The sequence below is a fragment of the Kitasatospora sp. NEAU-69 genome (genome assembly GCF_057158765.1).
In genome coordinates, this window is the sequence record NZ_JBWXUE010000071.1 from 1 (window position 1) to 12,223 (window position 12,223).

4 protein-coding genes and 1 pseudogene are annotated in these 12,223 nt (G+C 72.4%); 1 reads left to right on the forward strand and 4 read right to left on the reverse strand.

All coding sequences use genetic code 11. The annotated features are described in order from the left end of the window. Positions 1 to 131 precede the first annotated feature (131 nt). From AC060L_RS37040 to AC060L_RS37055, 4 genes are all read right to left on the reverse strand, one after another. On the reverse strand, positions 132 to 1,478 hold the full coding sequence (locus AC060L_RS37040; protein ID WP_483803395.1) for a lysine N(6)-hydroxylase/L-ornithine N(5)-oxygenase family protein: 1,347 nt from the start codon (positions 1,476 to 1,478) through the stop codon (positions 132 to 134). Positions 1,479 to 1,709: 231 nt separating this feature from the next. After that, on the reverse strand, positions 1,710 to 2,603 hold the full coding sequence (locus AC060L_RS37045; protein ID WP_483803396.1) for a DUF4097 family beta strand repeat-containing protein: 894 nt from the start codon (positions 2,601 to 2,603) through the stop codon (positions 1,710 to 1,712). Positions 2,604 to 2,964: 361 nt separating this feature from the next. Next, positions 2,965 to 7,098: a non-ribosomal peptide synthetase gene (locus AC060L_RS37050; protein WP_483803397.1), complete on the reverse strand. Its 4,134-nt coding sequence runs from the start codon at positions 7,096 to 7,098 to the stop codon at positions 2,965 to 2,967. A gap of 131 nt (positions 7,099 to 7,229) precedes the next feature. Next, positions 7,230 to 8,741 carry a serine hydroxymethyltransferase gene (locus AC060L_RS37055; RefSeq protein WP_483803398.1) on the reverse strand — a complete coding sequence of 504 codons (1,512 nt, stop codon included), beginning with the start codon at positions 8,739 to 8,741 and terminating at the stop codon, positions 7,230 to 7,232. A 534-nt stretch (positions 8,742 to 9,275) separates the two neighbouring features. On the opposite strand from AC060L_RS37055, the pseudogene AC060L_RS37060 reads away from it, so the two are divergent. Next, positions 9,276 to 12,223 (forward strand): annotated as a pseudogene (locus AC060L_RS37060) (non-ribosomal peptide synthetase); the annotation flags it as partial.

Consider the following 12,223-nt stretch of genomic DNA (forward strand, 5'->3'; position numbering starts at 1 on the left):
GCATCCCGCCTGGACGCACCGGCGAAACGCCCAAGTACGACCCAGTACGAGGACGCTTCGCCGGCACGCCCAGCCGGGCGCCCAACGCCGCGCGCTGATCCGACGCGAATTATGAGACACGGCCTAGTGGGTCAGCGGGCGGCCCGGTCGGCGGGGATCGGGACCGGCCGGACCAGGCGGCGTTCGGCGCGGTGCCGGCCGATGGATTCGACGATCTCGCCGCTGCGGGTGGCCAGGTTCGACAGCAGCGAGGAGGTGAGGCCGTGCGTGTGCTCGGTGCCGCCCTGGATGTAGACGTCGGCGGGCAGGCCGGGTGTGGTGGCGAGCCGGTAGCCGCGCTCCACCCGCAGCCGCCCGGCGTCGTCGCGCAGGAAGTGGTCGCCCAGGCCGGCCAGCAGCGTGCTGGGGTCCATCGTGTCGTAGCCGGTCGCGAAGACCAGCGCGTCGGTCGCCAGCTCCCGTTCCCCGCCCTCGACCAGCGAGTTCAGCGTGACCGTGGTCGCGCTGCCGGCCCGCTTCACGGCGCTGACCCTGGTCAGGTTCAGGAAGTGCAGCCGCTTGGCCTGGCTGACGTCCTCGTCGTACGCGCGCCGGTAGAGCTCGCGGATCAGGTCGTCGTCGACCACGGAGTAGTTGGTGTTGCGGTGGTAGCGCCAGAACGCCTCGCGGGCCTGCTCGGTGCCGAAGTGGTAGTCGTCGACCGCGCTCGGGTCGAAGACCTGGTTCGCGAAGGGCGTGTCGTCCGCGACCGAGTAGCCGTACGACGGCAGGACGGCGGTCACCCGGGCGTGCGGCAGCTCGTCGTGCAGGAACCGGGCGATCTCGGCGGCGCTCTGCCCGGCTCCGACGACCGCGACCTTCTTCAGGTCGTCCGGATTCATCCGGCGGAACTTCGCCAGGAATTCGGAGCTGTGCCAGACCCGGTCGTCGCGGGCCACGCCGTCCGGCATGCGCGGAACCAGGCCGGTGGAGATGACCAGATTGCGCGCGTTGACCAGTCGCGGGCGATCGCCGGTGTTGCTGCGGATCTCCACCCGCAGGTAGTCGGGATATTCGGATCCGGTTTTCTCGGGCAGCCGGACCGCGGTGACCTCGGAGCCGTAGGAAACCTGCGCGGTGAAGTTCTCGGCGACCCACTCCAGGTACTGGTGGAATTCCTGGCGGGTCGGGAAGAAATCCTGGTTGTTGACGAACCTGGTCAGCCGGCCGACGGCGTGCAGATACGAGACGAAGCTGTATCGGGACACCGGATTGCGGAAGGTCGCCAGGTCCTTGAGGAAGGAGATCTGCATCGTCGTCTGCGGCAGCAGCATGTTGCGGTGCCAGCCGAACGAGGACTGCCGTTCGAAGAACGCGGCGGTGAGCGGCTGCCCCGGCAGGTCGGCCCGGAGTTCTTCCAGTGCGACGGCGAGTGACAGGTTGGAGGGACCGAACCCGACGCCAACCACGTCGTAGGTCTCGATGGCGGAAGTACCCATGGAAAATTCTCCCGTTGGCGTGGTGGTGACAGGGCTGCTGCAGAATCTTCTACGGGTCATCACGGTAACCGAAGAGCCGGTCCGCCGGAATTCCCGTCGGTAATTCCGGTGATTTCAGGCGGGCCGCTCCGCTGCGTTCCGGTGACGTGTTCCGGTGGCGCGTTCCGGTGGTGTGTTCCGAGGTGCCGGGCGGTGTCCCGCCGACAGTACAAGCCGGTCGCGCAATCGGTGTCAGGCGGTTCGCCCGTCGGTTCGCCCGTCCGGGCGTTCGTCCGGGCGCGCCTCCGAGCGCGCCACGACGATGTCGCCGATCACGGTCCGGGCGTGGACGTGGACGACCTCCGCGGGCGGTTCGTGCTCGTCCAGCAGTGAGAGCGCCGTGTAGGCGGTACCCGCGGTGGCGTCGAGGGCGAGCCGGGCGCCCGTGGTCCCGGCCACCCCGATCCGGATGTCGCCGAACGTGGTGTCGGCGGCGACCGAGCCCCGGACCACCTCGCGGATGCTGATGTGGCCCTGGGTCGTCCGGGCCTCCACCCCGGTGTGCGCCCGGCCGATGCTGATGTCCCCGTTCTCGGCGTGCAGGCGGGCCACTCCGCGCACCTCGCCGACGGTGGCGTCGCCCTCGCAGGTCGCCTTGATGGTGGCCCTGCCCTCCACCCGCCGCAGGTACACGCTGCCGCGCTCCGCGGTGGCCTCGACGGTGCCGACCGCGCTGTCCACCGTGATGTCGCCGAGCGAGGCGGTCAGGTGCAGGCTGCCGGTGCGTTCCAGCCGGATGTGTCCCAGGCCGGTGCTGACCCGGCAGTCGCCCAGTTCCCCCACGCCGAGGAAGTCGGCGGCCAGCGCCCGGCCGAGCACGCTCGACCCGGTCGGCAGGCCGACCACGAGGACGACCGCGCCGCCGTCGGCGCCGCCGCCGGCCGGTTCCGGGACGGTCACCAGCAGGCGGCCGTCCGTCCAGTCGACGCGGACGCGTGCGGCGGTCTGCACGTCGGTCTGGTCCCGGGCGTCGCGCGGATACGCCTCGACGGTCGTGTCGGTGCGGTCGGTCGCGATGATCCGGACCTGGCCGAACACCAGGTTGAGCACCGCCCGGACAGGTGCGGGTGTGTCGAAGGTCGGCATCGGAGGCCCCTCCAGGAGATCTGCGGCCGTGGGTCGTCCCGTGCGGACGGCGGTCGAAGCGGCGTGGTCCGCGCTTCGTCGCGGGGTCGCGGGGTCGCAACTCCGGGCCCGGAGCGTGCGCCACCGGTGCCGCACCCGTGTCCGGGCCGCGGTCCCCCCTCGGTGACGCCACGTGGTGCCAGATTAGCGCCAGAGCGGTGCGAGTGGGGGCGCCATGAGGAGAACTTGTCGTAACAGTGGAGGGAATCGGTCATCAAGGCGCGGGTACCGGCCGGTGTCGGCCCGGCCCCGGGCGCGCTGGCTGACGACGGATGCCGCGGCCCCGGCCTGCCACCGGTGTCGCGGCATCCGTCGGTTTCGGTCAGCGCGTCCTTCTGCGCAGCTCGGGGCGTGACTTGGCGGGTCCGGTGCTGATCTGCCGGGCCAGCTGGGCGATCGTCGGGTGGTCGAAGAGCGTCCGGATCGACACGGTCAGTCCGAGCGTGCGTCGCATCCGGCTGACCAGGCGGCCCGCGATGAGCGAGTTGACGCCGAGCTCGAAGAAGCGCTCGTGGACGCCGATCCGGTCGATGTCGAGCACCTCGGCGAACAGCGCGCACAGCGCGGTCTCTTGTGGCGTCCGCTCGGTGCCGGTGCCGGTGTCATGGCCGGCATCGGCATCGGCGGGTGTGGAGACGAGCTCGGGCGTGGCCGGGCCGGTGCGGCGCTCCGGTCGGGCGGGCAGTGCGAGCTCCGCCGTGCCGACGGGCCGGTGCGGTTCGGCCGCCAGCCGGTGCAGGACGGCGCGCAGCTGCGCCAGGATCAGCTCGCCCGTCCGCCGGTCGAAGCGGTTCCGGTGGTACTGCACGGTCAGCCGGTCCGGCGCCACGAACAGCGCCAGCGGGTAGCTGACCGCGCCGACCGAGTCCACGCCGGTGACCTCGAATCCGGCCGCCGCGGTGACCTCCGCGCCCGGCCGCTCCGCGGGGAACGACTGGAAGACGACCAGCGTGTCGAAGAGCGCCGGGAGGCCGGCGTCCCGGTGGATGTCGGTGAGCCCGCGGTGGTGGTGGTCGAGCAGCGCCGTCTGCCGCTCCTGGAGACCGGTCAGCAGCTCCGCGGCGCTCTGCTGCGGCGCGCACCGGACCCGCACCGGCACGGTGTTGATGAACAGGCCCACCATGGACTCCACCCCGGTGAGGGATCCGGGCCGGCCGGAGACGGTGGCGCCGAAGACGACGTCCTCGCGCCCGGTCAGGGCGGACAGCAGCACGGCCCACGCGCCCTGCACGAGTGTGTTCGCGGTGACGCCGAGCCGGGCGACGCCGTCGGCGATGCGCCGGGAGTCGTCCGCGTCGAGTGGCAGCGCGACCTCCGCGACGCCCGCGGCGGCGGTGTGCGGGACGGCGGCCGGAGCCACCAGCGTCGGAGCGTCGATGCCGGCGAGTTCCTCGGCCCAGGCCCGGGCACTCGCCTGCTCGTCCCGGCCGGCGAGCCACCCGAGGAAGTCCCGGAAACCGCGTGGGGCCGGCAGCGCGGAGCCGTCCCCGCCGGCGAGCCGCAGCAGGTCGCCGGCCAGGACCTGTTCCGACCAGCCGTCGAGCAGCGCGTGGTGCGCGCTGAGGACCAGCACGGCCCGCTCGGCGCCGAACCGCAGCAGGGCCGCCCGCAGCAGTGGAGGGTCGGCCAGGGAGAACCGGACGGCTCGGTCCCGGTCGAGGAACCGGCGCACCGCCCGCTCCCGTCCGCTCTCGCCGAGGTCGCCGAAGTCGATGGCCTGCCAGGGGAGTCGGAGCCCGTCGAGGACGATCCCCAGCTGGCGGTCGGCCGAGTCCCGGACGAACGCCGCACGCAGCCCGGCATGCCGGTCGAGCAGGGCCTGGACGGTGCTCCGCAGCAGCTCGGTGTCGATCCGGCCGGACAGCCGGTACAGCGTCTGGAGGTGGTACGGGTCCTCGCCGGTGTCGTTCAGCATCGAGTCGAAGAGCATCCCGGATTGCATGGGTGTCAGCGGCCAGACGTCCGCGAGCCCGGGGTGCGCGCGCCGCCACCGCGCGAGGTCCTGCGGATCCACCGTGACGAGCGGCCCCGAGGTGGTGGCGGCGCCCTCGGCGGCGGCCGCGATGTCTCCCGGCCCGCCGTCCGTCGGCACGCCGTCCGCCGGCCCGCCGTCCGCCGGCCCGCCGTCCGGCAGTGCGATCGCGGTGGCGAGTTCGGCGAGCACGGCGACGGTACGGCTCTGCAGGATCTGCCGCGCGCTGACCTCCAGCCCGCGCACCCGGGCGCGCGTCACCACCTGGATGGCGGCGATGCTGTCCCCGCCCAGCGCGAGGAAGTCGTCGTCGATGCCGACTTGGTCGTGGCCGAGGACGTCCGCGAGCACCGCCGCGAGTGTCCGCTCGGCGTCGCTCCGGGGTGCCCGGTACGCGGCGCGGGCGAGCTCCGGCGCGGGCAGGCCCGCGCGGTCGAGCTTGCCGTTGGGGGTGAGCGGCAGTGCGTCCAGCACGACGATCGCGTGCGGCACCAGGTACTCCGGCAGCTGCGCGGCCGCGAGCGCGCGCAGCTCCTCGGCCCAGTCGGCCGGGGCCCGGCCGGGCTGCTGCGGGACGACGTAGCCGACGAGCCGTCCGTCCCGGGCGGCCACCGCGGTCTGCCGCACGCCCGGTGCGGTCCGCAGCAGCGCCTCGATCTCGCCGAGTTCGACCCGCAGGCCGTTGATCTTGACCTGGAAGTCCGTCCGCCCGAGCAGCTCGATCAGACCGTCGGCGTCGAAGCGGGCCAAGTCGCCGGTGCGGTAGAGCCGTTCGCCGACGGTCTCGCCGAGGACGGTGCCGAACGACCACTCGATGAAGCGTTCGGCGGTGCGCTCGGGCTGGTCCAGATAGCCGCGGGCGAGTCCGGCGCCGGCCAGGTACAGCTCGCCCGCAGTGCCCGGGGGGACCGGCTGGAGCTGATCGTCGAGGATGTAGGTGCGCTGGTTCGCCATCGGGCGGCCGTACGGGATGCTGGTCCAGGCCGGGTCGACCCGCCGCACCTCGTAGATCGTGGAGTGGATCGAGGCCTCGGTCGCACCGCCCAGCGCGACGAAGCGCAGGTGGGGGGCGAGTGCGCGGACCCGGTCGGGCAGCGTCACCGGCACCCAGTCGCCGCCGAGCATCGCGAGCCGCAGGGACGGCATTGGGCCGCTGCCGGTCTGCTCCACGCGGTCGACGAGGAGCCCGAGCAGGGCCGGGGCGGAGTTCCAGATCGTGACGCCCTCCGCCGCGATCAGCTCGACCCAGTGTGCGGGGTCGTGCAGCCGGGCCGGGTCCGGGACGACGACGGTGCCGCCGGCGCTCGTGATGCCGAGGAACTCGTAGACGGACATGTCGAAGCTGGGTGAGGAGAGCGCGAGTACCGCGTCGCCGGGGCCCACGCCGAAGCGGGAGTTGAGGTCCGCGAGGTTGTTCAGCACGCCGCGGTGCCGCAGTGCGATCGGCTTCGGCGTGCCCGTGGAGCCGGAGGTGTGGATGATGTAGCAGAGGTCCTCCGGGCCGGCCGTGGCCGTCGGCGCGGCTGCGGCGGTCGTCGGCGCGGCTGCGCTGAGCGCGGCCAGGGCGTCGGCGTCCCGGTCGAGCAGGACCAGCGGCGTGCCGGTTGCCGCGTCGGGCAGGTTGCCCGCGAGGTCACTCCGGCTGATCATCACGGCGCATGAGGTGCCGGTGACCATCGTCGCGATCCGCGCGCTCGGATAGGCCGGGTCGAGCGGTACGTAGGCGCCACCGGCCTTCAGCGTGCCGAGCACCGCGACCAGCAGCTCGGGCGAGCGGTCCAGACACAGGCCCACCCGGGCATCCGGGCCGATGCCGAGCGAACGCAGGTGCCGGGCAAGCCGGTTGGCGGCCTCATCGACCCGTCGGTAGGTCCATCGGACGCCGGCGTGGACGAGTGCCACGGCGTCCGGCGCCGCTCGGGTGCGTGCCTCGAACGCCTCGTGCAGGCAGCCGTCGGGCAGTTGGTCGGTCGCCGTCCGGTTCCACTCGATGAGTGTGCGCCGCAGCTGCGCGTCGGTGAGCAGCCGCAGCCGGGCCACCGGGCGGTCCGGATGGCGAGCCGCGTCCGTGACGAGCGTGCGGTAGCAGTCGAGCCAGCGCGCGGCTGTGGCCGGATCGAAGAGCCTTGCGTCGTAGCGCAGTTCGAGGCCGAGGGAGCCGTCGCCGCGCTCCCGGATGACCAAATCCAGTTCGAACGCGCTGTCTTCGGCCGCGTTCTTCGCGTCCGCGCCGGTCTCGTCGGGCCCGGCGGTGAAGCGGATGCCCACCGGCGCCGGGCCTGCGTCCGGTTCGCTCGTGGCGCCCTCGATCGGTGCGGGTGGTGGTGCATCACCGCTGATCGTCAGGCTCACCCGGTCGGTGTGGCCGCCGGGGCCCGTCCGGCGCAGGCCGATCCGGGCCAGGCCGGTGCAGCGGTGCAGGAGTGCGGCCCAGCCGGCGAGCAGCCGGTCCTGCCAATGCTGCCCCAACTCGGCTGATGTCATTCCGAGTTCGATGAGTGTCCGGTCCAGGGGGGCTGGTGTCGCCCCGGTGCGGCGCGGCCGGTCGGCCGGCATCAGCACCGGCGGCTCCGGGGCGTCGGTGGTGTCGGGGGCGCTCGGTCGGGCCGGCCCGCTCACTGCTCGGCCCCGGTGGCGACGGCGGCCGGCGGCAGCGGGTGTGTGCGTGGCAGCGGATCCGCCGCCGGGGGCAGTGCGGCGACCGGGGGCAGTGCGGCCACCGGTGACAGCGAGGCGCCCGGCAGCGGATGGCGGGCGCAGAGCGCCTCGACCTCGGCGCGCGCCTCGGCGGCCGTCCGCGGGTCGAGCCGGTAGTCGGTGTCGCTCAGCACGGTGGTCGCCGTCAGCACCCGGTGCAGCAGACGCGCGCACTCGCGCATCTGCCCGGGCCCCATCCCGCGCTGCGCGAGGACGTTGCTGCCGAGCCGCAGGCCGCTGGTCACCAGCGGCGGCCTGCTGTCGCCCGGGATCCGGTTGCGGTTGGCGAGGATGCCGCACTGCTCCAGCGCGCGTTCGGCGATGACCCCGGTCAGCCCACGGTGGCCGACGTCGATCAGCACCATGTGGTTGTCCGTGCCGCCGGTCAGCAGGTGGTAGCCCAGCTGCTCCAACTCGGCGGCCAGCCGGCGCGCGTCGTCCACGATCAGCTGGGCGGTGCGCTGGAACTCCGGGCCCGCGGCGAGCGCGAGCGCCCGGGCCTTCGCCGCGATCGCCGCCGGGCTGGGCGTGCCCTGGAGCTGTGGGAAGACCGCCCGCTGGAGGAGCTGGTACAGCGGCGTCCGCCCGTCGGGACCGGGCGTGCGGTGGTCGCGTCCGCTCAGGATCAGCCCGCCGCGCGGGCCGCCGAGCTGCTTGTACGTGCTCGTCGTCGTCACGTGGGCGACGTCGATCGGGCTCGGGTGCTCACCCGCGGCGACCAGGCCCGCGATGTGGGAGATGTCGGCGAGCAGGTACGCCCCGACCGAGTCGGCGATCTGCCGGAACCGGGCGAAGTCCAGCGTGCGCGGATAAGCACTGGCGCCGGCGATCAGCAGCCGGGGCCGGTGCTCCCGTGCCAGCGCCGCGACCTGGCCGAAGTCGATCCGGCCGGACGGGTCCAGACCGTAGTGGACCGCGTGGTAGTGCCGCCCGGTCACCGAGGCCGGCGAGCCGTGCGTGAGGTGGCCGCCGGAGTCCAGGTCCAGGCCGAGCAGGGTGCCGCCCGGCGGGACCAGCGCGGCGAGCACGGCGAGGTTGGCCGAGGAGCACGAGTGCGGCTGGACGTTCGCGTACGCGGCGCCGAACAGCTGCCGGGCCCGCGCGATCGCGAGCCGCTCGACCTGGTCGAACCGCGCCGCGCCCGGGTGGTAGCGGGCGCCCGGGTACCCCTCGGCGGTCACGTTGGACAGCGCCGAGCCACCGGCGGCGAGCACCGAGGGATCGGCGATGCTCGTCGAGGCGACCATCGCCAGCGTCACCTGCTGCCGGTGGACTTCGGCGTCGAGCAGCTCGGCCAGCTCGGGGTCGGCGCGGTGCAGCGCGCTCAGGCCGCTCCGCAGCAGCGCGCTCTGCGCGCCGGCCGATCCGGGCGGCGCGCCGGTCACCTCCCCTGCGGCCGCGGACTCGGGAACCAGCTGCGCGGTTGCCACTCCTGTGGTATTCGACTGACGGGCCATCTCCTGCACCTCTGTGTGTGAGTCAATGTCTGTGTCCACGCCTGTGTCGCCGTGCTCCGGGTGAATGCGCGTGGAATTCCCGCGCGGTCGGCCGGGCGGGTGCCGGGCGCATTCGGCGGACATATATCCGCCGGACCTGTTCCGGATTCCTTCCGGGCGCTCGGCGTGCCGGGAACGCCACGAATGCTCCGAATCCTGCGAATGTCCGTGCAGCGTACTGGCCCGGGCGGTCGCTGTGGTCGGCTCGCGGCCTCCGCGACCCGTCCCGTCGACGGGACGGTCACGAGGCCGCTTGACCCGACCGCCCGGACATCGGAAGCTCTCAAGGCGTGCATGCCCCGGTAAGGCCACCGAGTGAGCGCACCCGAATGAAATTCGCTGATTTCTGTGAGCCGCACGGTTTCCCACCGCCCGGACGACCGAATCGCACCGGCTGCCGGAATCGCCCCCTGATGAGCGCCGGCCGTCCGCGTCCGCGAAACGATGACCTGAGGAAGTAGAGGCGAAATGATCGAGTTGTCCTTCGCGCAGCGCCGGTTGTGGTTCCTGCACCGTTTCGAGGGGCCGTCGGCGACCTACAACCTCCCGGTGCTGCTGCGGCTCGCGGGCGAGCTCGACGTGGCCGCGCTGGCCGCGGCGCTGCGCGACGTCCTGGCGCGGCACGAGAGCCTGCGCACGGTCTTCGTCGAGGATGCGGACGGCGTGCCGTTCCAGCGCGTCGTTGCGACCGGTGCGACGGGGTTCGAGCTGCTGGTGCGGGAGGTGGCCGAGCCGGACGAGCCGGACGCGATCACCGCGGCGGCCCGCCACCCCTTCGAGCTCTCGACCGAAATCCCGTTCCGGGCGGTCCTGCTGCGCCGCGGCGCGCGGGAGCACGCGCTGGTGCTGGTGATGCACCACATCGCGTTCGACGGCGAGTCGATGGCGCCGCTGGCCCGTGACCTGTCGACGGCGTACGCGGCCCGGCTCGCTGGCCGTGACCCGGAGTGGGACGAACTACCGGTCCAGTACGGCGACTACACGCTCTGGCAGCGCGAGGCACTCGGCGAGGAGGCCGACCCCGAGAGCGAACTCGGTGCCCAGCTGGCCTACTGGCAGGCCGAGTTGGCCGGGGCTCCGGAGCAGCTCCAGCTGCCGGCCGACCACCCCAGGCCGCCGGTGCCGAGCCATGACGGTGGCGTGGTCGAGTTCGCGGTCGATCCCGACACCTGGGCCGCCGTCCGGCGACTCGCCCGGGACACCGGCGCGTCGGCGCCGATGGTCCTCCAGGCGGCGTTGGCGGTGCTGTTGGGGCGGTTGGGTGGTGGTGAGGATGTGTCGATCGGTGCGCCGATCGCGGGTCGTGGTGACGAGGCTCTGGCGGATCTGGTCGGGTTCTTCGTCAACACGTGGGTCTTGCGGGTGGATCTGTCGGGGAACCCGACGTTCGCCGAGGTGCTGGAGCGGGTGCGTGGCAAGGCGCTCGCGGCCTATGACAACCAGGACGCCCCGTTCGAGCGCCTTGTCGAGCTGCTCAATCCCGAGCGGTCCAGCGCCTACCACCCGCTGTTCCAGGTGATGTTCGCCTGGCAGGACACCGCACGCGTCGACCTCGACCTGCCCGGTCTGACCGCGGCCATGGAGATGGTCTCGACCGGTACCGCCAAGTTCGACCTGGAGTTCGGCCTCGGCCTGGACGCCACCGGCGAGGGCCTGACCGGGGTCCTGGAGTATGCGGTGGAGTTGTTCGATCGGGTGTCGGTGGTGGGGTTGGCGGAGCGGTTTGTGTCGGTGTTGCGGGGTGTGGTGGGGGATCCGTCGTTGCGGGTGGGTGCGGTGGATGTGTTGTTGGTGGGGGAGTTGGAGCGGTTGGTGGGTGTGGCCGCTTCGGTGGGTGGGGTGCCGGGTGGGTCGTTGGTGGAGTTGGTGGAGCGTCGGGTGGGGGTGTCGCCGGGTGCGGTGGCGGTGGTGTGTGAGGGGGTGGAGTGGTCGTTTGCGGAGGTGAATGCGCGGGCGAATCGGTTGGCGCGGGTGTTGGTGTCGCGGGGGGTGGGGCCGGAGTCGTTGGTGGGGTTGGCGTTGCCGCGGTCGGTGGATCTGGTTGTCGGGTTGTTGGGGATCTTGAAGTCGGGTGCTGGGTATGTGCCGGTTGATCCGCGGTATCCGAGTCGGCGGTTGGATCTGATTCTGTCGCAGGCGTCGGTGGCGTTGGTGGTGACGGATGCGGTGACGTCGGGTGTGGTGCCTGGGGTTGGTGTGGGGTTGTTGGTGTTGGAGGAGGTGGATCTGGTCGGGGGTGATGGGTCGGATCTGGGTGATGGTGAGCGGTTGGCGCCGTTGCGGGCGGAGAACGTGGCGTACGTGATGTACACCTCGGGCTCGACCGGCACCCCGAAGGGCGTCGCCATCACGCACCGTGGTGCGGTCAACGGTGTCTCCCGGCTCGTCGAGCGGGTGGGGATCACCGAGGGCTCCCGGCTGCTCGGCGCGACCTCGATCAACTTCGACGTGTCCGTCTTCGAGATCTTCACCGCGCTCAGTGCCGGTGGCACCGTCGAGATCGTCCGCGACGTGCTGGAGCTCGCCGAGCGCGACAGCTGGACCGGCAGTGTGATCAGCTGCGTGCCGTCCGTCTTCGCCGGGTTGCTCGACGAGATCGCGGGACGGACCACGGTGGACGCGGTCGTGTTCGCGGGTGAGGTGCTGCCGGCCGCTCTGCTGGAGCGGGTCCGTACCGTCATGCCCACGACCCGCATCCTGAACGGTTACGGGCAGAGCGAGAGCTTCTACGCGACCACGTTCGAACTGCCCGCCGTCCCAGCAGCCCTTGCCGGCTCCGCCGCCCCTGTAGCGTTGACCGGGACGGGCAGCGCCCCGATCGGTTTGCCGTTGGGTGGGATGCGGACGTATGTGCTGGGGTCTGGTCTGGCGCCGGTTCCGGTGGGTGTGGTGGGTGAGTTGTATGTCGGTGGTGCGATCGGTCGGGGGTATCACCAGCGGCCGGGGTTGACTGCCGAGCGGTTCGTCGCGGATCCGTTCGGTGAGCCGGGCAGCCGGATGTACCGCACCGGCGACCTGGCCCGCTGGACCTCGACCGGACAGCTGGAGTGCGTCGGACGCGCCGACAGCCAGGTGAAGGTGCGAGGCTTCCGGATCGAACCGGCGGAGGTCGAGGCCGCGCTCACCGCGCACCCGGACGTCGCCCAGGCGGCCGCACTGGTCCGTGAGGCGGACGGCGGCAAGCAGCTCGTCGGCTACCTGGTCCCGGCCGGCGACGGCGTCGACCCGGCCGAGGTGCGGCGTTTTGTGGCTGAGCGGTTGCCGGAGTTCCTGGTGCCGTCGGTGTTCGTGGTGTTGGAGCGGCTGCCGTTGGATCTGAACGGGAAGTTGGATCGGCGGGCGTTGCCGGAGCCGGAGTTCTCGGGTGGGGTGTATCGGGGGCCGTCGTCGGCGGGTGAGGTGGTGCTGGCGGGGGT